This is a genomic window from Prosthecobacter sp. Pr1 (assembly GCF_057652315.1).
Window position 1 is genome coordinate 20212 of sequence record NZ_JBYFBS010000016.1, and the last position, 22269, is coordinate 42480.

The window sequence follows — 22269 nt, forward strand, 5'->3', positions numbered from 1 at the left end:
TTTCAAAGCCGATGTGCTCCTTCCACGGGAAATTCGCGCCACTCGGCGATGCGTGGCACGCCGCCATTCTTGTTCATGATGACCGCGATGCCGCAGCGTGAATCTCCTGCGGTGCCGATGCTTTCAATGCGCAGTGTTGCTCCTTGAAGCGTGAGCAAGGGGGTAATGTCCGCACCCTGTTGTCCGACAATGCCAAGCAGCGAGAGTGCCTCATTCAGACTTTGGAGCGGCTGGTCATCCTCGGTCTGCTGCAGACCATCCGGACCATTGCGCAGCTGCACCAGCCGGCTGGCATTCTCCAGTGAAGCTCCTGTCGCCGCAGCCAGCACTTCGGCAGAGGCCATGTTCACATCCAACTGGCCGGTGCCCCGGAGCGTGAAAAAGGAGCGCCAGTCTGGTCTTGCCGCCTGGATTTCGTCTGCACGTGCCACCAGATCCACTTCATTGAGGCTGCTGAATTTGCGATTAAACGGCCGGTCTGAATATCCAAGATGATCGTAATCCAGCTTTTCCGCACTGTCCGGCCTACGTTTCAAATCGTCGGCGTCCGTCCAGTCCATCAGCGTTGCCACGATGCCCTGAGCATCGGCCGCCGAGATACCCCAAGATTTCAACATCCGCTCGAGAACGGGAAGATGCTGGTCCGTGAGCAATGCATTGAGATTCAACCGGGATTCTTCGGTGCCAAGCAGGACTTCAAAGCGCTCCACGCCGGAAACACTCCGCCGCAGCAGTGGATCCCCAACCCTGATTTGAGGATGGGCTGCCACAGCCACTCCCATTTCCGCAAGCTGGCGGGCGCGTATCATGCCGTATCTTGCCTGCTGCATTTCGCCATGCTGCTGTGAAACGGACACTGCCATGATGATTAAAAACGAGAGCATTGCCACCAGGCACAACACAGCCAGCAAGACCGAGCCGGCGCTTGTCGGAGTGCGGCGGTTTTGAAGATGGTACGTCACCAATTGCGAGTTGTGGTTTTGAGCTTTAATAATGCATGCGGATTGGTGGATTTTTCGCACGGATGATTTTGGGTCATCATTACCGTCCGGAGGGGCTTCAAGGGGGGCATTATCGCATATGACTAACACAAAAGCTAGATGCTATCGGGACCTTGGAAAGCTGCAATCATGAAATGCACCTCCGATACAACCCATAGCGCGGGACGTAACAGTCTATCTGGAGCCATAAAATCAGGGCATGTTCCTCCTTCGGCGGGCTTCGCAGCTCGGTTTTTGAACCTTCCTATTTTGGGAAGCCATGCCATGAGTTCTTCACATTCAACGTTTTTGACACTTGCGGCTGCGGATTGTTCATGCCCTGACGACGCTTTTGACGGAGCAAAGAAAAACCTAGGTCTTATCTTAAGAAACTCCTCAACGCATTGCCCGGCAGACGAAGACCGAGCGCAAGCTCCTGGAAAGTTCCTCCTGAATGGGCAACGCAGCTGGTCAGCGCGTGCGCAAACGGGGGCACGGTTTACTTCCCGGATGGGGCTGGCGCGTTTATAAGGCAGCACTTCCTGGGAAGCACGCGCTATCGCTTCGTTATTCGTTCTACGGGATTTGCAGGACGGGCGGCAGCCCTTCGCTGCCGAAAGGCTCGTTCATTGAGTGATGACTTTCACACGGAAGAAGCGTGCGTCCTGGCCATTGATCTGCGCTGGGTAGGGCACGGTCACCGCTTCCATTTCTCCATCGTTGCCAATGGACACGGGGGTGTCCGTGGAAGGCTGCCAGAAGGTGAGATTGGCGCTGAACTCGACGGTATAAACGAGTCCGGCGGAGAGGTAGTCCATCCGACGTCCAAAGACAGCCAGATGATCGGGGCCGGAGATCAGAACGCCCGGGGTGCCGCGCTTGGAGAGCGCGCCACCCGTGACGCTGAGGATGCCGGACGAGCGCTGGGTTGGATTGGTACCGAAGGCCCATTCGAGGAGGTTGGGAATACCATCGCCATCGCTGTCTTGCTGCGCGCCTGAGCTGCCGTTTGCGATCCCGGTGGTCAGGACCCAGTCTTGATAGGGGGTGCGACGGGTGACCGTGAGTGTGTAGGTCTTGGTGGTGACTCCATCCTGCGCAGTCACGAGGATGGCCAGAGGGTTGGTGCCGACCGTCAGAGGGAGGGTTGGACTGGCAGCGCCATTTACGGTGAAGCTGGCATGCGCCTCCGCCACCACGGGGGTGAGGGTGATGCTGGAAGTGGCGTTGGAAACTTCCGAAGCATAGCTGGTGGTGGCTGGGGCGAAGGCAGGCGTGAGGGTGCCTCCGGCAAAGGAGAGGGAGGCAAGATCGGCGTTGGTGCTGAGCGTGGTGAAGACCACGTCGTCACCATTGGTGGTGCCTAGTGTGCTGGTGGCAGCGGCGAGGAAATGGTAGGTTGTGCCAGGGGTGAGGCCGGTGAGGGTGGTGGTCATGTTTTGCGGGACGACGTCGTGATCACCATTGAGAGCGAAGGCCACATTGGTGCCGTAGCTGGTGGTTGTGCCGTATTTGAACTGCGCGGTGCTGGTGGTGCCGTCTGGATTGACAATGGCGTTGAGCGTGGCGGTGGTGGTGCCGACTGAGGTGGCGGCGAGAGTGGTGACATCTGGCGCAGTGGCATTGATGAGGACATGGCTGATGTCGGACGACTGCCACGCACTGTCCCCGGGCTGATAGGCGATGACGCAGACGGTGCCGGCGGAGTTTACGGTGAGCTGATCGCCCACCAGAGTGGCGGGCCCGGTGACGATGTAGCTGGAGGGCAGGACGCTGGTCGTTGTGGTGCTGAGGGTGATGGTGTTGCCAACGGTCACCGTGGATGGCGGCGTGAAGGTGAGGCTTTGGGGGGAGTTCAGGCCTGGCACAGCGAGGGTCGGCACCCAGAGATTACGTCCCGCAAAGGCGCTTTGACCGGAGGAGTTCTGGCCAGCAGTCCAGAGGGTGCGGTCGATGGCAAAAATCAGGCTGTGGGTCGCAAAGGCCTGCGCGGGCAGGGTGCTCCACAGGGTGCCGGTACCGATACGCGCCGGGCTGAAGTTGGTGGTGACCGTGCCATTGCCAAGCTGACCCACCGCATTGCTGCCCCAGGCATAAAGGCTGCCATCACTGGTGGTGGCCAGCGAGTGTGCCGTCCCGGCGGCAATGCTGGCCCAGTTGGTGGCAGTGCCGATTTGAAGCGGTGACGTGCGCTGCGTGAGGGTGCCATCCCCCAGCTGAGCGTTACTGTTCAATCCCCAGGCCCAGAGGGTGTGATTGGTTTTGAGTGCGAGGACATGCGTGTTGCCAGCGGCGAGCGTGGCCCAGTCCGTGGCGACGCCGACTTGCGTGGGCCGAACGACGGTGGTGGTGGTGCCGTTGCCGAGCTGGCCGTTGGAGTTGCTGCCCCAGGTGAAGAGCGAGCCGTCGGTTTTCAAACCTGCGGCGAAGGAGGTCGAGGAGCTCGCGGAGCCAGCGACCATGCGCCAGTTGGTGTCGGTGCCGATCTGGATGGGGAAGTTGCGCTGAGTGGTGGTGCCGTCACCCAGCTGGCTGAGACCGTTCGCGCCCCAGGCCCAGAGCGTACCGTTGGTCTTGATGGCATAGGTGCAGTTGTTGGCGTCAAAGATGAAGTTCCAGTCCGCATCCGTGCCGATCTGGATCAGCGACGAGCGGGTGGTAATGGTGCCGTCACCGAGCTGGCCGCTGCCGTTGTTGCCGCAGGCCCAAAGGGTGTGGTCGCTGCGAATGGCATGCATGGAGCTGTTGGCGGAGGAAACGCTGAGCCAGGTGAAGCCCGTGCCCATTTGCACCGGAGTCGGATGCTGGCTGGAATCGGTCGCGCCGAGACCCAGCTGTCCCGAGGAATTGCCACCGATGCCCCAGAGGGTGCCGTCCGGTCTGATGAAGTAGGTATTGTTGGTGCTGCCCACCGCGCTGGAGACCGCGCCCAACTGCTGCGAGAGCGGCAGGAGCGAACGCATGACCACGCCGTGTATGTTATTGGTGTTGGTGCCCCAGCTGTAAACCGAACCATCCGAGGTCGCGGCGTGGGAGACGCTCACACCGCCAGTAACGGCCGCCCAATTGGACGCGGTACCAACCTGGAGGGGAGTGTTGGCGCGGGCCGCGTTGTCTGCGAAACCCTGGCCGAGCTGACCCAGCGTGTTGGCGCCCCAGGTCCACAGCGTTCCATTCGTTTTTCTCACGATGCAGTGACTGCTGCCAGCGGCGAGAGTGGCTCCGGACCAGTCCGTTGTGCCGCTGATCACGACCGGGGCGGAGCGCTGAGTCAGCGTGTTGTCCCCGACTTGTCCACTTGAGTTAAGTCCCCACGCATTGAGCGTGCCGGTGGTCAGCGTCGCAAAGCCGCCGTTCGAATGGGCGGCGACGCTTTGCCAGGTGGTGCCGGTACCGATTTGGACGGGGGCCAGTCGTGTGGTGGCAGAACCGTCGCCGAGCTGGTTGTTGGTGTTGAGACCCCAGGCCCAGAGTTTGCCAAGGGTGTCGATGGCGAAGGTGAAGTCGCCGCCCGCGCTCAAGGTCTGGCCGCTGATGGACCAGGTGGAGGCCGTGCCGATGCGAGTGGGGGTGGAATAGGTGGTGGTGAGGGTGCTGTTCTGGCCGACCTGGCCGTTGGAGTTGCCACCCCAGGCCCAGAGAGTGCCATCGTTTGCCACAGCCACGGTGTGGGTGGCTCCGGCAGAGACGAGGGACCAAACCTTGGTGACGCCGAGCTGTGCCAGGGTGCCGATCTGAACGGGGCTGGAGCGTTGAGAGAACGACGAGTCGCCGACCTGTCCGCTGGTGTTCAGGCCCCAGGCGTACATCGTGCCATCACTGCGGAGGGCCACGACATGGGAGGTGCCGCAGCTTACGCTGGACCAGTTGGTGGCAGTGCCGACCTGAACCGGCGTGCGCCGGGAGGAGGTGGTGGTATCGCCGAGCTGTCCGTTTGAGTTGATGCCCCAAGCCCAGAGCGTGCCATCACTGCGGATGCCGAGCGTGAAGTCATTGGCCTTGCTGCTGCTGAGCTGCACAAAGCCGGGCGCTGTCTGGACGATGAAGGATTGATACACTGGCAGGGCAGCACCGATACTCCCGCCGTTGCCGGTCTGCGTGGCTTTGACGGTGACCACACCCGGGGTGCCGGTGAGGGAGACGGTGCTGCCTGCGAGCGTCGCTGAAGCGGAGCCGGCCACGATTTGATAATTGACGGTCAGACCGCTGGTGGAAGTGGCGCCGAGCGCGAAGGCGGCATCCGTGGTGCGCTTCAGGCCGACAGTGGGGAAGGCGATGACCTGGGTCGTGGCGGTGAGGGTGATGTCATTGCCATCGCCGCCGATGTAGCTGATCTGGAAGAGATAGGACTGGGCATTGAACGTCGCGGTGACGGCGCTGCCTTCCGGCAGGCTGGCGAAGGTGCCGCTGATGGGGCTGCTGCCGGTGTTGTTGACGAGTTTCAAGACAGTGCCATTTGCCGGAGCGAAGCCGAGAGTGAGGGTCAGGGGCAGGCCGCTGGCGCTGAAGCTGTCGATGGTGACGGGCACATCACTTGCGCTGTTGAAGGTACCCGTATTGGAGGTGGAGAAAGAGCGGTCCGGACCTGGGAACACACCGCCCGAGGTCACTGCAACCATGCGGCAGTGATAAGTGAGGAAGGGCTGCACGACGATGCCTGCCGCCCTGGCAAGCTGGGTGTTCCCCGCGCTGAAAGCTTGAGGTGTGGTGGTGGTGCCGTAGCTGGTGGTCAGTCCATATTCGAAGCAGGTGGTGCCAGAGTATTCCTCGCCAACGATCGAGCCGTTCAAGGTGGCGCTGTAGGCGAGCACATTGGTGGCGGGCAGCGCGAGTGCGGCAGGTGTGGGATGGACGCGGAAAATGCCGGAGCTGGTCTGGCCGTAGAGATAGCCGTCATTTGCATTCAGCAGACCATTGGCCGCTGCGATGCCGTCGTGACGGCCGGTGAACGAATACAAGCTCTGCACGCTGCCATCTGTGCCGACCCGGAAGAGGGTGCCCTGGTTGTAAAGACCGCCGCTGGACGTCACGCCGTAGAAATGACCGTCGGGTCCGACGAAGAGGCCGTTGCTCGGTGTGGAGCCGAGCAGGGCTCCGGTGGTGCCGGTGAAGCTGGCGAGGTTGGTGAACCCACCTGCCAAGGTCACTTTGAAAACGGTTCCCAGGTTCGCCGTGCCGCCGGTGCTGGTCACGCCATAGAGTGCGTTGTCAGGTCCCTGAACCATGGCACCGAGAGGGCTGGAACCCAGCACACCGCCAATAACGTTGTTAAAGTTGACGAGGTTGGTGAAGGCACCCGCAGGCGTGATCTTGAAGACGGTGCCCAGACCGCCGCCGGTGCCGCCTGTGGTGGTCGTGCCGTAGTGGTTGCCGTCGTTGGCCAGCAGCAGGGGGCCCTGAGGATTGGAGCCGAGCACTGAGCCGGTGGTGCCGGTGAAAACCGCCGCCTGGGTCATCAGGCCCGCCGAGGTGATGGTGAAAACCTGGCCGAAGTTGGACGAGCTGCCCCCCGAATTGGTCGTCCCCCAGTACTTGCCGTCTGAACCCTGGATCAACGCCGCCTGCGGGCTGGAGCCCGGGGCCGTGCCGGTGCTGCCGGTGAAGTTGAGCAGCGTGGTCACCACGCCTGACTGACTTGCCTTGAAAACAGAGCCGAAGTTGGTGGCGCCGCCAGCGGAACTGGTGCCGTAGAAGAATCCGTCACTGCCGAGGAGCAAGCCGCCGCGGGATGTGATGGCGCTGGTGCCGGAGACCGGAGGGAGCTGGGAAAGGATGGCAGGGGCACCGTCAATGGAAGCATTGAAGAAGGTGCCGTAGCCAAGAGCCGTGCCGCCGCCAGTGGTGGTGCCAAAGAAGGTGCCCTCGCTTCCCTGCACGAGTTTGCTGAAAACGGGTGGCGAGTTCAAGTTCACCAAGGTGGTCAGCAAGCCAATGGTGGAGACTTTGAACAGGGTGCCTTGATTGAACAGGCCGCCACTGCTGGTGGCACCGTAGAGAGTGCCATCCACTCCGGCCACCAATGACCCCTGCGGTGCGGTGCCCGGTGCGGTGCCGGTGGTGCCGGTGAAATTGACCAAAGTGGTGAGCACCCCGGCTGGAGTCATCTGGAAGAAAGTGCCATTGCCACCTGCGGTGCCGCCGGCGGTCGTGGTGCCGTAAAAATTTCCGTCGCTCAGCTGAACCAGCGCGCCTTTGGGGCTGGATCCCAAGGCCGGAGCCACTGTGCCTGAGAACTGCACGAGGGTGGTGAAGGTGCCGGTGGGAGTGCAGACAAAGACTGTGCCGAGATTCAAGGTGCCCCCGGTCGCGGTGGTGCCGTAGAGATTGCCGTCGATGCCTTGAACGAGCGTGCAATTGGGGCCGGTGCCCAGCGCGGCTCCGGTGGCGCCGGTGAAGTTCACCAAAGTCGTCAGCACCCCTGCAGGCGTCATCTTGAAGATGGTGCCATTTCCGCCGCCTGAGCCGCCCGAGTTGGTGACGCCGTAGAAGTTGCCGTCATTGGCCAGCAAGAGTCCGCGCGGACTTGTTCCCAGATTAGCGCCTGAGGTGCCGGTGAAATTGACCAGCGTGGTCAGCACACCTGCGGGTGTCATCATGAAGACGGTGCCGTTGCCGCTTGATGTGCCGCCTGCGGTGGTGGTGCCGTAGAAGTTGCCATCGAGACCGAGGGTCAGCTTGGAGACTGAACCGGAACCGAGCGCCACACCGGAGCTGCCGGTGAAGTTCACCAGGGTGGTGCGTGTGCCATCCGGAGTCAGTCTGAAAATGGTGCCTGAATTTGTGGTGCCGCCGGTGTTTGTGGTGCCGTAAAGATTGCCATCGGGGCCTTGAATGAGCGCCCCCTGAGGGCCGTTGCCATCGACGCCACTGTTGGCGGTACCGTAGAAGTCTGTGAGCTTTGTCATGGTGCCGCCCTGGGACATCTTGAAGGCGGTCCCGACATTGATGGAGCCACCTGTGCTCGTCGTGCCGTAGAAGTAGCCGTCATTGGCCAGGGTGAGACCACTCTGTGGCGATGTGCCGGTCACGACATAATGGAACGTGGGTTCGACGATGGCGGTGGGCTGAGGGGTGAGGGTGGTGATGACCTGATCGTCCCCATAGGTGATGCCAAAACTGTTTTGAGCCACCAGGCGGATGTGGAAGACCGTGCCTGGGGTGATGCCTTCACCAATGGTCACGGAGACAGGCAGCATCGCGACGCCGCTGGAGAGGTTTTGCGGGCCATCGGGCTCGGTCTCGGGATCGAGAGTGATGGGTACGCTCTCCATGACCTGTGGCACGGTGAAGTCATCGTAGGCGGTGGTTTCGCCGTATTCGAACCAGTAGTTGGTCAGACTGCCGAGAGGATTAATGTAACCGTCCACGGTGATGCCGTTTTGAGCGGTGCCGGTCCATGAACCGGTGATCACGATGGGAGGGCCCTGGGTGGCAAAGGTTTGATCCTGGGAGTAATAAGTGCCCTGGGCGGTGATGGTGACCAGCCGGTAGTGGTAGATTTGTCCACCAATGAGGCCGCTGAGGCTTGCGCTCACATCCATGGCGGTGGTGCCTGCGGCGAGGTTCTGTCCGGCCGACTGCGTGCCATAGCTGGTGGAGAGACCCCACTCGAAATAGGCTGTCGCCGAGTCGAGGTTTGGAATCACACTGGCCGTGAGGGTGGCGCTGGTGCTGGAGCTGACGATGGCATCTGGCAGATCTTGAACCGCAGGCTGCTGGTGCACCCGGTAGATGGCACCTGCATTGGCGCCATAAAGATAACCGTCCGCACCGAGCACGAGGCGGTAGTCCAGAGACAAGCTGCCGGAGGCTGTGGCCACACCGCCGTCCGCACTTGAACCAAAAGCATACAAGGACTGTGCCATGCCGCTGGGATGGACACGGTAGACCGTTCCCATGGAGTAAGCAGCGGAAAAGCCGGTGGTGCCGTAGAACCAACCGTCGGGTGCCTGCAGCAGCATGGAGGAGGGAGAACTGCCCGGCATCGTGCCCGTCGCGCCGGTAAAGGCGACGAGCGAGGTGAAGACTCCGGCTTTGGTGCAGGAATAAACGGTGCCCGCACCGCTGACGCCGCCGCCCGTGGTGGTGCCGTACAAAATGCCATCGCTGCCAAAGACGAGGTTTGAGGCGGGAGTGGAGCCAGGTGCCGCGCCTGCAGTGCCGGTGAAGTTCACCAGGGTGGTCAGAACGCCAGCCGTCGTGAATGAATAGACAGTGCCGGAACTGCCGGTGCCGCCGCCGGTCGTCGTGCCGTAGAGAACGCCATCACTGCCGAGAACGAGGTTGGTATTGGGGCTGCTGCCCAGCACGGCCCCGGTCGTGCCGGTGAAGGCGATGAGTGAGGTCACGGCACCGGTTGCGACATTGACACGGAAAATCGTGCCAAAGCCTCCAGCGCCCCCACCCGAAGTGGTGCCGTAGAGATTGCCATCAGGCGCGAGCACGAGGCGGGTTTGTGGAGATGAGCCGAGCAGGGCGCCCGTGGTGCCGGAGAAGACTCCGAGTGCGGTATAGGTTCCGGTGGGAGTCAATTTGAAAACGACGCCAGAGCTGTTGGTGCCGCCACCGGAGGTGACACCGTAGTAGTTGCCGTCCCCGCCTGGAGTGAGATGCGCACTGGGGGCAGAGCCCTGAATGCCGGAGGTTCCGCCGAAGGTCGCCAGAGTGGTCAGCGAGCCGGCCGTGGTGAGCTTGAACGCTGAACCGTTGGTGCTGATGATGCCGGTGGGATTGGTGCCGTACAAATTATTGTCGGTGCCGACAATGAGAGTGTTGGGATTGGTGGCGCCTGAAGAGCCGGAGAAACTGGTCAGTGTGGTCAGCGTGCTCGGGGTCACGAACTTGATGACGCTGCCGTATTGATTGGTGCCTCCCTGCGTCGTGGTGGCGTAGAGGTTGTTGTCGCTGTGTTTGATGAGGTTGCGATAGGTGGGCGGCATCAACTGGAAGGATGCCAGGATGCTGAAAACGCCGGGGTTTGGGATCAGCTTGAACACACCTCCGCGTGTCGCGCCGACGTTGGCGGCGTTGCCAGAAAGGGTGCCGTAGAAATTGCCGTCTGCGCTTACGAACGTCATGCCACCGATCGGAGTTGACGGCCCGTCCGTGGAGGCAAATGACTTGAGGTTGGTAAACACACCCGCCGTGGTGATGGTGAAGAGAGAGCCATACGTCGTTCCGGCCGAGGCGGTGCCGTAGAGCGTCACGCCATCGGCCGCGAACACCAGCGGTGAAACACAGGTGCCGCCGATCACGAGGCCGGAGGCCCCGGTGAAACTTTGCAGCGTGGTCAGCACGCCTGCGGTGGTGCATTTGAAGATGGTGCCGTTGGCATTCGCGCCGCTGGTGGATGTGGTGCCATAGAGCGTGCCGTCCGAGCCCTGCACCAGCGCACCCAGCGGGGTGGATCCGATTGCCACACCGGTGGTTCCAGTAAAGGCAACGAGGGTTGTGAAGGTGCCGCTGGTCGTCATTTTGAACAAGGTGCCAAAGCCACCCGCACCGCCACCGCCGGTGACGCCGTAGAGATTGCCATCGCTGCCTTGAATCATCGCCGCCTGACAGTTTGAGCCGAGCACCGCTCCCGTGGTGCCGGTGAAGTTGTTGAGGACGGTGAGCACGCCAGCGGGGGTCACGCGGAACAGGGTGCCATTGGTGGATGCTCCTGAAGCCGTGGTCGAACCATAAAAGTTCCCGTCGGAAGCCTGCACCAGCGGCGCTTTTGGCACGGAGCCCATGTTTGGACTAGCCGAGCTGAGGCTGACGAGGGTGGTGAGCACGCCTGCCGGGGTCATTTTGAAGATGGTGCCCAGATTGTTGGCTCCGCCAGCGGTGGTGGTGCCGTAGAAATTGCCATCGCTGCCGAGGCAGAGGCCCGCCTGCGGTGCGGCACCGTTGACACCGTAGAAATTCACCAAGGTGGTGACCACTCCGGCGGTGGTGATTTTGAACACTGACCCCTGATTGTTGAGGCCGCCGGTCTGGCAGGTGCCGTAGAGCGCACCATCGGCACCCAGGACGAGTGTGGAGAGGGGCTTGTTGCCAACGATGTTCGCCTTGGAACTGAGCGTCTCCACGATGTTCACGATGCCGACAGTGATGGAAACCGTCGCGGCAGGACTGGTGGCGACGCCATTGTTCACGGTGAAGGTGAATGAATCCGGGCCCGTATAGCCGGCGGCAGGCGTGTAGGTCAGATTGGGTGCGGTGCCGGAGAGGGTGCCGTGAGCGGGAGAAGAGGTGGTCGAGAAAGTGAGCGGCAGAGCAGGGATGTTGGGATCGGTGCCCGTCAGCGTAACCGCCGTCGGTGTGTCAGGAGCGACGGTGACCGATTTCGGCGTTGCCACCGGCGGGCCGGCCGCAATCGTCAGGTTGACGGTGGCAGGAGAACTGGTGATGCCATAGAGGTTGGTGGCGGTGAAGGCAAAATTGTCCGTGCCTGAGTAGCCCAGCGCGGGGGTGTAACTCACGCTGGGAGGAATGCCGGAGAGAGTGCCGTGCGAAGGAGGGGTGGAGACCGTGAAGCTGAGCGGCGCGCCAGTGGGCGAGTTGGCGTCCGTGCCGGCCAGGGTGATGGCTTGAGTGGCTCCGAATGCGAGGGACTTGCTCTGCGCGGTCGCAGAGGGCGCCAATCGATTGGCGTTGCCCAAAATATCCACGTCATCAATGTTCCAGCCGGAGTAGGCGAGCGCGCCAGCCTCCACCTGGTAACCCCAGCGCACATAGACCGTGGCCTGATGATCTGCCACTGCCGAGATGTCATAGGTCACCGCCTGCCATGCGGAGTCGGTCACTGCGCCCGTGTCATTGGCATAGACCTGGGTCCACGTGGATCCGTTGTTGGAAACCTCCACCGTTGCGTAAGCCAGAGGCTGGACGTCCGTGTTCAACCAGCGTTGAAATTTCAACTTGGTCTGGGTGGATGTGGTGCAGTTGAAGGCGGTCGTTGTCAGATAAAACGGGCCGCCCGGAGTGGTGGAGTAATTGCCGGACAGATTGACGCCATAGACATTGCTGCCGGTTTTGCCAGCGGTGGGATCTGCAAATCCATTGGGCGGCCCACCGCTGCCCGTCGGCACGCCGTAGGTCCACTCGCCCTGGGTGCTCCAGCCCGGATTGGTGGAGAGCGCCTGCGAGCTGACCTTGGCCTGCACCAGCAGCGAAGCCGAGCGGGTGGTGTTGCCATTGCCGTTGCTGGTATTGGTGAAGGTGATGGTGTCGCTGTAAGCTCCGGCAGAGAGCGCATTGGCCGATGTCGTGTTGATCGATGCGGTGACGTTTGCCGTTGATCCCGCAGCGACCGTACCGCTGGTGGACGAAAGGGTCAGCCAGGAGGCTGTTTTGGCCGCCGTCCAGCTCATGGAAGCAGTGCCAGGATTCTGAATGGTGAAGAGGGCGCTGGAAGGCGCAAAGGCGCCGCCCGCCCCACCCGTCGAGGCCAGAGCCCCTGATGTCACGGACATGGCCGGTGTGCCAGCCACTGACAGCGACACGGCACGGGTGGTGGAGCCGTCTCCAGTCAAGGTGTTGGTGAAAGTGATCGTGTCGGAGTAGCTGCCTGTGGCGAGCGAATTGGCAGCGGAGTTGATCGTCAGCGTGACGGTGGCATTGCCTCCGCCCGGGATGGTGCCGCTGGTAGGTGACAGCGTCAGCCACGATTTAGTGATGGCCCCCGACCATGTCACGCTCGTGTTGCCGGTGTTGGAGATCGTGTAGACGTTTGAAGCGGGCGTGAAGGGGCCGCCGGTGCCGCCCGTTGAAGCAAAGGTGGCTGAGGGCGAGATTGAGATCACGGCCGTGTCGTCATCAATGACAATCAAATTGGCAAAGCCTGACTGATACCCCGAAGCCACGGCGGAGATGCCAATGGCTTGATTGCCGGAGAGGACCGCATCGTTGCCCGGAGTGATGTCAAACGTCGCTGATGTCTGTCCGGCCAGCACCGTGACTGAAGCGGGAACCGTCACCTTCGCAGTGTTGGCCGAGCTCAGGGAGACAACGGTGTCTGCGGCTGCGGCCGTGGGGAGAGTCACGGTGCCGGAACCAGCCACACCATTTTCCGTGACGCTGGCAGGGAGTGTGATGGCAATGGGATTGAGGGTGAAAGAAACCGGGTCTGAGCTGATGCCATTGGCGACCACCACGAGATTGTAAGCGCCGTTTGGCACGGAGCCCGGCACGGTGAACTCAGTCGTCACTGGCAGCGCCCCGGTCACGACGCCGTTGTTGTTCCAGTTGAAGCTGCGAGCGTAGTACACCGACGAGCCAGAGGTCAGACGCACGATGGGGTAGTTCGTCGCATTCTGATTGTCATCGCCGTAGCTCGAGCCTTCGGACCAGCCGTTCAACTGGGTGCCGACAATGTGGAAGGTGCCGTCTGCATTTTGCGAGACGGATGAGATCACCGGTTTGCCCGCCGTGATCGGAGTGCCGTCCGGGGTGTAGCGGTAAATGGTGGAGCTAAAATTTGAATACAAGCAGGTGCCGTCCGGCAGCATGAGCATGGTGCCATAATAAGAAGCATGGTTTTGTGAACCGCCCGGGGTGGGCACGACCGTCCACGTATTGTTCGTATAATCGTATTCATAAAAGGATGTGGGCGAGGGGAAGTGCTGAGCTGAAGTCGGCACCGGAGACACTGCCGCGAGCACTTTGCCATTGGGCAGCATGGCGCACGGCGCATCAGGTGCGCCCTGTGAGGCGGGGATGTCTGCCGCGATCGTCCAGGTTCCATTCGCGGTTGATCCGGAAGGTGTGTAGATGGCACAATGTCCCAGAGAGCCGATGAAAAAGGCCTTGCCATTGGGCAACAACATGGCGCCTCCCGTCTCCGAGCCATAGGGATCGTAAAGCGACACAGGCACCGTCGCATCGGCAATCCAGGTGTTTGAGGCCGGGATGTAGCGTTCGGAGTTGGTGGAGTTGATGTCCACCATCAGTTCGCTCCCGTCTGGCAGGCGAACCCAGGCGGATTCATTGTTGCTGCCGAGACAGGTCGGCCCGGCGGTAAAGGTGTTCGTGGCCGGATCGTAAATTTTGGTGGTCCGGGACACCGACACGACGGCATTCAGCACGCGCCCGTCAGGAATCATGGCGGAATTGGCATCACTGAAACGCACCCCGGGGGAAGGGGTCATGAGCCACTTGTTGGTGAGTGGATTGTAAACCTCAGCTGCAGATCCGCCGGTGCCATACTCTCCGCCAGCCACATAAATGCGGCCGTCCTTGAGCACCTGGGAGGAGAAATAAAGCCGGGAATTGTACATGGATTTCAGGGAAGTCCATGTCCCTGCGGTGTAGCTTCCCTGGGCATTCGGCGTGAGTTTGGCAATCGTGGTGCCCCCGCCATCAAAAATCAGCAGGCTTCCATCCGGCTGAAGCATCATCAAACCGACCCCGGAGGGGGCCGTAGGCAACGTGGACCAGACCCCTGCTGCCATGGCTTGGATCGGCAAAACACATGGCAAAAGGACCCCGATAAATAAAAACAGGTGTTTCAGCATTATGGAGCGGGCTCGAACGCGACCTTGATGGGGAAAATTCATCGGAAAGATGGAGGCTAGCAGGACAGACCAATCCATTTCAATCCTTAATTCATTCTCCTCTAGGTACTATAAAGATAGGTAGGGAAGCGCATTAAATCATGGGCTCAGGCCCGGAGCCGAGGACTGCAATCGGCGCGCTTCCGAGGCCGTCGACCTCGATGAAGCGAGACGGCTAGATAGCTTGCTGGCGACATGCGACAGGAACGTGTTTATTCCAACACGGACAGCTTTACGCCAAAGTTCATGCCGGGGTGACTCCCAAGGTGAAGGCTGACAAACCGATTGGAGAAAGGAGCACGTTCCACATCGTCAGGAAGGGCGACCGCCTGACAGTCACGCTCAACAAAAATCTGATCATCAAGGACGTCCAGCTACCAGGCATACCACGGCAGTGACCGCTGGCCCTGCAGCTGCATCCCGAATTAAATCAGATCAACCCTGTGCGAGCTTGCGGTAGAGCTTTTCCATGGCGGTGGCGCTGCGGCAGGCGATGGCGGCCTGGGCGAGGATGCTGGCGACGTCGAGGCGGGAGATTTTGATGCCTTGCTGGACTTTGTCCCAGGGGGAGGAGCGCATTTTGGCGACGGTTTGGATGCCGAGGAGCAGGGGCAGGGCGGTGGCGTAGCGGAGCTTGCCATGGGTGACGTGCTGGACGTAGAGCAGGCCGCATTCGAGATGCTCGGTGCAGGTTTGCAGCCAGAGGCTCCACTCGGTTTGGATGTCTTCGGGCTGGCAGGGGAGGTAGCAGCGGCCGTCGCGGGTGTCTTCGCCGATGTCGCGGAGGATGTTGATGAGCTGCAGGCCTTTGCCCATGCGTGCGCCCCATTCCTGCATTTGGGCGGTGGTGACGGTGGGATCGAGCGAGCCGGGGAGTTCGGTGGCGCAGAGCTGGGTCCAGAATTCGCCGACGCATCCGGCAACGAGCCAGGCGTACTGGTCGAGCTCTTCGGCGCTGGCGAGGCTGCGCAGGCGGCCATCGGCGGGAAAGCGGCGGATGTCGAGCATCTGGCCGTCGATGATGTGCTCCAGGACGCTCTGGATGGCGGCGAGGGGGACGGGCTGCATGGTGCGCAGCCAGGCGATGCCGTCGGCGAATTTTTCCATGAGGCGGCGCTCGGCGGCGTCGCTCTGCTTGGTGCGGAACTGGGTGGTGAGAGTGCTTGCCAGGCCCTGGGCTTCGCCGGTGCCGCGCACCAGTTCTCGATAGCGTTCGAGGCAGTCGAGCCGCACGGAGGCGCTGACGATGGCGGTGTCGGCGATGGTGTCTGCAGTGCGTGCGAGCAGGTAGGCGAGGGAAATGGGCTCGCGCAGCTCCTTGGGCAGCGCTTTGAGCGTGAGGTAGAACGAACGGGAGACTGCGGCCAGCAGCTGGCCGCCGAGTTCGCGTTCGTGATGTGTTTCGTCGGACATGGTTCTGGATGCTGGATTTTAGATCCTAGATGCTGGATGCTGGATGTCGGAGCAAGCTTTCTCTGCTAGCATCTGGCATCCAGTCCCCAGCATCTAGATTCCAGCCAGTGAAGCATCTCTACGTCCATATTCCTTTCTGCCACCGCATCTGCCCGTACTGCAGCTTTCACAAGCACACGCCGGGCGGGACGGACATGACGGCGTTTGTGGATGCGCTGCTGAGGGAGGCGGAAAAGCAGCCGCTGCGGCCGCAGACGATTTTTTTCGGCGGTGGCACGCCGACGATGCTGAGTGATGTGCATCTGGAGCGGCTGCTGCGCGGGCTGCAGGAGCGGGTGGACATGTCCGAGGTGGCGGAATTCACCATGGAGGCGAATCCGCGCACGGTGACGGCCTCAAAAGCAGCGATCATGCGCGAGATGCAGGTGACGCGGGTGAGCCTGGGGATTCAGGCCTGGGACGATGAGACGCTGAAAACGCTGGGGCGAGACCATGCCCGGGCGGATGCAGAAGCGACCTGGCAGGTGCTGAAAGAGGCGGGGTTTCCGAGCTTGAACCTGGATCTGATGTTTTCGATTCCCGGGCAGAGTGTGGAAACCTGGCGCAAGACGCTGGAGCATTCGATCTCGCTGCAGCCGGACCACATTTCGGCCTACAACCTCAACTACGAGGAGGACACGGATTTTTTCCGCCGGCTCAAAGCAGGGGAGTACCGCGAGGACGAAGGGCGTGATGCGGAGTTTTTCAATCTGGCGATCGACACGCTGGAGGGCGGCGGGTTTGAGCACTACGAGATTTCAAACTACGCGAAGCCGGGGCATCGATCCGTGCACAACGAGGCCTACTGGCTGGGGGAGGATTATCTCGGCATCGGGCCCGGGGCGTTTTCGACGGTGGGCGGGAGGCGCTGGAACAATGTGAAGGACACGCCGCGCTACATGGCGATGACGCTGGCTGGTGAAGAAACGGCGGTGGATGTGGAGGAACTCACGCCAGAACAGCGGCGCACGGAGCGCTTTGGCCTGGAGCTGCGCACTGCACGCGGACTGCCGCTGGAATTGGTTCATGCCGAGTCACGCAAGATGCTCGAGACGCTGCGCGAACAGGGGCTGCTGAGCTATGATGCAGGCCACGTGCGGCTCACGCGGGTGGGCAAGCCGCTGGTGGATCCGATCGCGGTGGCGCTTATGGGGTGAGATCAGCGCGGGAATTTCATGCCCGAACTGATGGCGGTGAAGATCAAAGCGAAGAAGGCGATGATGCCGATGAGGACCATGCAGATGCCAATGAGGGTCATGATGCCGTGAAACTTCCAGTAGCGGCGCTGCTCGGTCAGAGCAGCATCGAGATCCGCAATGGAGCGTGAGGCCATCAGTTTGCCGATGCTGTTGGCGTACTTCCAAAGTTTCAGAGCGGGGTAGATGGTGAGGAAGGCAAACACACCCAGGTAGACCGATGTGCCAATCAGAATGCCAGCAAGGAACGCGGGATTGTTTGCGAACACGGGATTGCCCGCGATTGCAGGATTGCTTTTGAAATCGTTGTTGAACGTGCCGGAGGCGGCGAGCAAGGCGTAGAAGCCGCTCAGGAGCACCAGAAACAGGCCTGCGAGCCAGAAGATCACGGACATGAACCGCACCCATGGCTTGGTGCCAGCGAGCTGGGCGATCGTGCTGGGGGAGACAGCCTCTGCAGCGCTGCTGGTGGCGGAGCCAAAGAGATTGGCGACCGGGGAGGAGTAGGGATTTGAAAGGGGGGATTCCATGGCGGGTGAAAGTGGGAGTATGAGCGCTGGAACCATACCCTGCGTTTACAAATTCTACGAAAATAATTCGCGGGTTGTCAAAACCAAACGAAACCGCTTCATTGATGGCTCATGGCAGAGGCACGCGCGGACACCTTGCAAACAGTCGAACTCGCGGACGGCGTGGAGATTCAACTGCGCGTGGCGGGGCCGGCGGTGCGCAGCATGGCCTATTTGATCGACCTCATCATCCGCATCTGCATCGACATCGTGATGGCGATCTGTGCGCACTGGCTGCTGCTAGGACTGATTGGCGAGGACATGACACGCGGACTGTCCCTGCTGTTTGCGTTTTTCATGGAGTGGTTTTACAACGTGTTTTTTGAGGCGGGTGCGAAAGGGGCGACGCCTGGACAGCGTTTCATGAAACTGCGGGTGATGAGTGTGACCGGCGGGCCGGTGTCTGTGGCGCAGGCGGTGATGAGGAATTTCCTGCGTGTGGTGGATTTCATGCCGGGGCTGTATCTCACGGGTGTCGTGTGCATGCTGTTTACGAAGCGGTTTCAGCGTCTGGGTGATCTGGTGGCCAACACCGTGGTGACGTATGCGGAGGTGCCGCAGTCCATCGCGCCGCATGTGGAAATTCGTGCCGAAAGGCGTGCTCCATCGCAGGTGCTGACGCGGGAGGAGCAGGCGGCGCTGCTGCAGTTTCTGGAGCGTGCGCCGCTGTGGGCGGATGAGCGCCGGATCGAACTGGCCACGCTGGTGCAGCCGCTGACCGAGGCGACCGGAGTGGAAGGACTGCGCCGGCTGTGCGGCATGGCGCTGTGGCTGCAGGCTCCGGAAGACAAAAGCGGCAGTCCGCCACCGCTGAAAGGAGCAGCCATGTTTCGCGCATGACACCGGCCCAGTTTGAAAAGCAGATCGAGCCACGCTGGCAGAAGCTGGAGACGCTGCTGAAAGAAGCGGAGAAGCCACACCCTTCGGATGCGGTGGAGGAACTGCCCGCCACTTTCCGGCAGGTGTGCCATGATCTGAGCGTGGCGCAGCACCGCATGAGCCCGCAGCGCCTGACTCAGCACCTCAATGCGCTGGCGATCCGCAGTTACCGAGTGCTGGAGCGCCACAGCTCCGGGGGATGGGAGGCGTTTGCGCGGCTGCTGGTGGTGGAGTTTCCGCAGGCGGTGCGTGCGGAGTGGAAGCTGTTCTGGTGGTGCACGGCTTTGTTTTATCTGCCAGCGGTGCTGATCGCCGTCATCACGCCGTCACATCCCGAATGGGCGATGTCATTTCTGGGGCCGGACACCATGGTGCAAATCGAGAGCATGTATGGGGAGGCGAGCAAGCCGTCTGATTTTGTGCGTGAAAGCTTCGGCTCCGGCTTTGCGGCGTTTTGCCACTACATTTGGAACAATGTCAGCATCGACTTCAAGATCTTTGCAGGTGGCATTTTGGGTGGTGTGGGTGCGTTGTTTGTCCTGCTGTTTAATTCGCTCTTCTTCGGTGCGGCGGCTGGATACGTGCATTATTCGGGCAATCCGCTGACGCTGTATTCATGGGTGGTCGCGCATGGTGCGCCAGAGATGACGGGCGCGGTGATTTCGGCAATGGCCGGCATGCGCGTGGGCTGGTCGGTGCTGCGCCCCGGCAGAATGGAGCGGCGTACGGCGCTGGTGCTGGCAGGGCGCAAGGCGCTGCCTTTGCTGGTGGGTGCGGCGGTGATGACGAGTATTGCGGCAGTGATTGAAGGATTCTGGTCGCCGATGGATCTGCCGCTCGTGATTAAATTCACCGCCGGAGGCATGTGCTGGCTGCTGGTGGCGGCGTTTCTCCTGCTCAGCGGAAGGAGGCAGACGGATGAAGCTTGAGGACATCACCGTGACGCTGCGGCCACGCCAGCCGTGGGAGGCTGTGGACCTGGGCTGCGCCATGGTGAGGCGTGACTTTGGCCGCATCCTCCTGCTGTGGGTGTGCACGGTAGTGCCGCTGTGGGTGCTGGTGGGGGTGCTGCTGCGTGAATCGCCTGCGCTGATTCCGCTGGCGGTGTGGTGGCTGAAGCCGCTGTATGATCGTGTGCCGCTGTTCTTTCTGAGCCGTGCCGCCTTTGGCGAGCGGCCCGGTTTTCTTGCAACCTGGAAGCAGTGGCCGCGGCTGTGGATGACGAATTTTTTGCCTGCGCTGCTGTGGCGGCGGCTGTCCATGATCCGCAGCTTTGCGCTGCCGGCGCAGATGCTGGAGGGGCTGCGTGGTGCGGCGGTGAAGAGGCGCATCAAGACTCTGGCGATGGATGGGGGAAGCTCGGGGCTTTCGATGACGCTGGCGTTTTCCAACATCGAACTTGCTGCCTGGCTTGGGCTGATGTGGGGGACGTATGGCCTGCTGCCGGAATCCGCGCAGCCTGACTGGGACGGGCTGCTTCAAGCCTTTGATTTCGAGAGCACGATTCCGGATGCTTTTCTCTGGTGGGGTGCGGTCTGTCACATGGTCATCGTCACGTTGCTGGAGCCCTTTTATGTGGGGGCGGGTTTTGCGCTGTATTTGAACTGCCGCACACGCATTGAAGGCTGGGATGTGGAGCTGGCGTTTCGTCGACTGGCCGCGCGGCTGACTTCCGCGACTGTGGCGGTGATCATCGCTGTGCTGATGATTTGTGGTGCTCAGTCTGCCGTGCAGGCGGCTGACGAGAAGGATCCGGCCATCGTCGCACGGGAGGTGCTTCAAGATCCTGACTTTGAAATTCACAGGCTTAAAACTCCGGAATGGGTGAAGGATGAAAAGAAGGACAAGGGCCAAGACAAGGTGGAGGGCAGGGCCAAGGCACAGGGGATGGATTTTTTCGCTGACTTGTTCCAGCTGTTGTTTTGGATGCTGGTGATTGGGGTGGTGAGCTGGCTGATCCTTTATCTGGTGAAGAACCGCCATTTGTTCAGTTCACGTGGTGCGAGCAAGGCGCCGGTGCGGGCGCCGAAGGTGCTGATGGGGATGAACATCACGCGCGAGAGCCTGCCGGAGGACATCGTGGCGGCAGCGCGTGCGGCATGGGCTGCGGGTGACTTCAAGGAGGCGCTGAGTCTGCTGTATCGGGGTTCGCTTTCGTGGCTGGTGATCCGCCGCCGGGTGCCGATCACGGACAGTGACACGGAGGAGGACTGCCTGGTGCAGGTGCTGCAGGCCGGAGATCAAACGGAGGCCGACTACTTCCGCCAGCTGACGGGCGCGTGGGTGCAGGTGGCGTATGCGGTGATGCCGGTGTCAGATGCTGAAATGGGGGCGCTGTGCGAGTGGTGGCCGTTTGTGGAGAAAGGAGGTGTGGCGTGATGCGGCACTTCATTCGTGGATTGCTGATGCTGGCCGTCGTGCTGGCTCTCTGTGCCTGCGGGGATGGCGGCGGCGGTCATTGGGAGGAGGTGGAGAGAGTCACGGGCTACAAGGGCAAGGCGCGGGTGAATCCTTTCCTGGCGGCGGAGCGCCTGCTCAATGAACTGGGGCACAAGGCCCGTGCGGAGAAGTCGCTGGGGAAAATGCCGCCGCATGATGCGGTGATGTTTGTCTCTGGCGAAGGGGGGCTGCCTGAAGGGCGGGCGAAGCAGCTGCTGCGCTGGACCTACAGCGGCGGGCACCTCATTTACTTCCTTGATGGCACTCGTCCGTACAACGATTTTGAAACGCAGTTTGGCGAATTCATTTCCGCCATGCTGCTGGAAGAGCAGAAGGATCCGGTGATGGAACAGCTTGGTGTCGGGGTGCAGAAGCGCTTCCCGATGGAGGAGGTCAAGGACCTGCTGAAAAGCAAGGCGGGCGGGCAGGAGAGCGCCAAGGACGGGGAAGTGGAAAAGGCCTGGAAGGAAAAAGTGAATGAGGTGTCACGTCAGGAGGTTTCATGGAATGGCAGGACCTACCAGCTTGATCTCGGTGGCTACCAGAGCCTGAACCTTAAACGCAGGCTTCTGCCGGGTGAGTTTTCCGCCGGGCCCAAGGACGATGCGCTGGCGCTGCATTTGAGGCATGGGATGGGCATGGTCACGCTGCTGGCTCATGCACGCCCATTCCGCAATCACTGGCTCGGAGACCACGATCACGCGCGCTGGCTGTCCGCGCTCGTCGGGGAGCACGGCTCCAAGGAGGTGCTGTTTGTCGCGGCCTCCACGGGCAGTTTCTTTGGACTGCTGTGGCAGCATGGCTGGATGGCCGTCATCACTCTGGCGTTGTGCCTCGGCTTCTGGCTCTGGCAGCAGATGCCGCGCTTTGGGCCGCTGGCGGAGGTGGAGCTGGACTCGACGCGTCATTTTGCCAGCCACATCGGTGCGCTGGGGGAATTCTTCTGGCGCATGCGGCGCGTGGCGCTGCTGGTGAATTCAGCACGAGATGCGGTGTGGGAGCGTGTGCGAGAGCGGCTGCGATCACTGGATGACGGCAGCTGGCAGATGAACGACGCGCTCGCCCTGGAGATCTCCCGCCGCAGCGGGCTGCCGGTCAAGCGGGTGACCGATGCGTTCGACGTGACGCCGCCGAACAGCGCCCACCAATTTGTGATTCTCATGCGCGATCTTCAGACCATCCGCCGTGCTCTTTAAAACATCACCCACAACTC

Annotated in this window: 9 protein-coding genes; 5 read left to right on the forward strand and 4 right to left on the reverse strand. The window is 61.4% G+C overall.

What is annotated here, in order from left to right:
* Positions 1 to 2: 2 nt before the first annotated feature.
* The 3 genes from AC24GY_RS21670 to AC24GY_RS21680 form a co-directional block, all read right to left on the reverse strand.
* Positions 3 to 863 (reverse strand): type II secretion system minor pseudopilin, encoded by an 861-nt coding sequence (locus tag AC24GY_RS21670; RefSeq protein WP_487687124.1) that lies wholly within the window; start codon positions 861 to 863, stop codon positions 3 to 5.
* A gap of 743 nt (positions 864 to 1606) precedes the next feature.
* Positions 1607 to 14365 carry a choice-of-anchor tandem repeat GloVer-containing protein gene (locus AC24GY_RS21675; protein ID WP_487687127.1) on the reverse strand — a complete coding sequence of 4253 codons (12759 nt, stop codon included), beginning with the start codon at positions 14363 to 14365 and terminating at the stop codon, positions 1607 to 1609.
* 591 nt (positions 14366 to 14956) lie between these two features.
* On the reverse strand, positions 14957 to 15934 hold the full coding sequence (locus tag AC24GY_RS21680; RefSeq protein WP_487687130.1) for a squalene/phytoene synthase family protein: 978 nt from the start codon (positions 15932 to 15934) through the stop codon (positions 14957 to 14959).
* Positions 15935 to 16041: 107 nt separating this feature from the next.
* On the opposite strand from AC24GY_RS21680, the gene hemW reads away from it, so the two are divergent.
* Entirely contained in the window at positions 16042 to 17130 is a 1089-nt protein-coding gene (gene hemW, locus AC24GY_RS21685; RefSeq protein WP_487687132.1) for a radical SAM family heme chaperone HemW, read from the forward strand.
* 2 nt (positions 17131 to 17132) lie between these two features.
* Here hemW and AC24GY_RS21690 read toward each other — a convergent pair whose 3' ends face one another.
* The gene (locus AC24GY_RS21690; protein WP_487687135.1) at positions 17133 to 17699 is read right to left on the reverse strand and encodes a DUF5362 family protein; all 567 of its coding nucleotides are present in this window, start codon (positions 17697 to 17699) and stop codon (positions 17133 to 17135) included.
* A 111-nt stretch (positions 17700 to 17810) separates the two neighbouring features.
* Between AC24GY_RS21690 and AC24GY_RS21695 the strand changes: the two genes are divergently transcribed.
* Genes AC24GY_RS21695 through AC24GY_RS21710 form a run of 4 tightly spaced genes read left to right on the forward strand, consistent with a single transcriptional unit; the run spans position 17811 to position 22252 of the window.
* The gene (locus AC24GY_RS21695; RefSeq protein WP_487687138.1) at positions 17811 to 18578 is read left to right on the forward strand and encodes an RDD family protein; all 768 of its coding nucleotides are present in this window, start codon (positions 17811 to 17813) and stop codon (positions 18576 to 18578) included.
* Positions 18575 to 19546: a stage II sporulation protein M gene (locus tag AC24GY_RS21700; RefSeq protein ID WP_422315294.1), complete on the forward strand. Its 972-nt coding sequence runs from the start codon at positions 18575 to 18577 to the stop codon at positions 19544 to 19546. The genes AC24GY_RS21695 and AC24GY_RS21700 overlap by 4 nt, the downstream gene beginning before the upstream one ends.
* On the forward strand, positions 19536 to 20996 hold the full coding sequence (locus AC24GY_RS21705) for a hypothetical protein (protein WP_487687140.1): 1461 nt from the start codon (positions 19536 to 19538) through the stop codon (positions 20994 to 20996). The genes AC24GY_RS21700 and AC24GY_RS21705 overlap by 11 nt, the downstream gene beginning before the upstream one ends.
* Positions 20996 to 22252, forward strand: a complete 1257-nt coding sequence (locus tag AC24GY_RS21710; protein ID WP_487687337.1) for a DUF4350 domain-containing protein — start codon at positions 20996 to 20998, stop codon at positions 22250 to 22252. Before AC24GY_RS21705 ends, AC24GY_RS21710 begins: the two co-directional genes overlap by 1 nt.
* Positions 22253 to 22269: the final 17 nt, after the last annotated feature.

Excerpts from the sequence above, each read along its gene's own strand:
- AC24GY_RS21670 (WP_487687124.1), bottom strand. The coding sequence starts at position 863 with ATGGCAGTGTCCGTTTCACAGCAGCATGGCGAAATGCAGCAGGCAAGA.
- AC24GY_RS21675 (WP_487687127.1), bottom strand. The coding sequence starts at position 14,365 with ATGATGCTTCAGCCGGATGGAAGCCTGCTGATTTTTGATGGCGGGGGC.
- AC24GY_RS21680 (WP_487687130.1), bottom strand. The coding sequence starts at position 15,934 with ATGTCCGACGAAACACATCACGAACGCGAACTCGGCGGCCAGCTGCTG.
- AC24GY_RS21690 (WP_487687135.1), bottom strand. The coding sequence starts at position 17,699 with ATGGAATCCCCCCTTTCAAATCCCTACTCCTCCCCGGTCGCCAATCTC.
- AC24GY_RS21695 (WP_487687138.1), top strand. The coding sequence starts at position 17,811 with ATGGCAGAGGCACGCGCGGACACCTTGCAAACAGTCGAACTCGCGGAC.
- AC24GY_RS21700 (WP_422315294.1), top strand. The coding sequence starts at position 18,575 with ATGACACCGGCCCAGTTTGAAAAGCAGATCGAGCCACGCTGGCAGAAG.
- AC24GY_RS21705 (WP_487687140.1), top strand. The coding sequence starts at position 19,536 with ATGAAGCTTGAGGACATCACCGTGACGCTGCGGCCACGCCAGCCGTGG.
- AC24GY_RS21710 (WP_487687337.1), top strand. The coding sequence starts at position 20,996 with ATGCGGCACTTCATTCGTGGATTGCTGATGCTGGCCGTCGTGCTGGCT.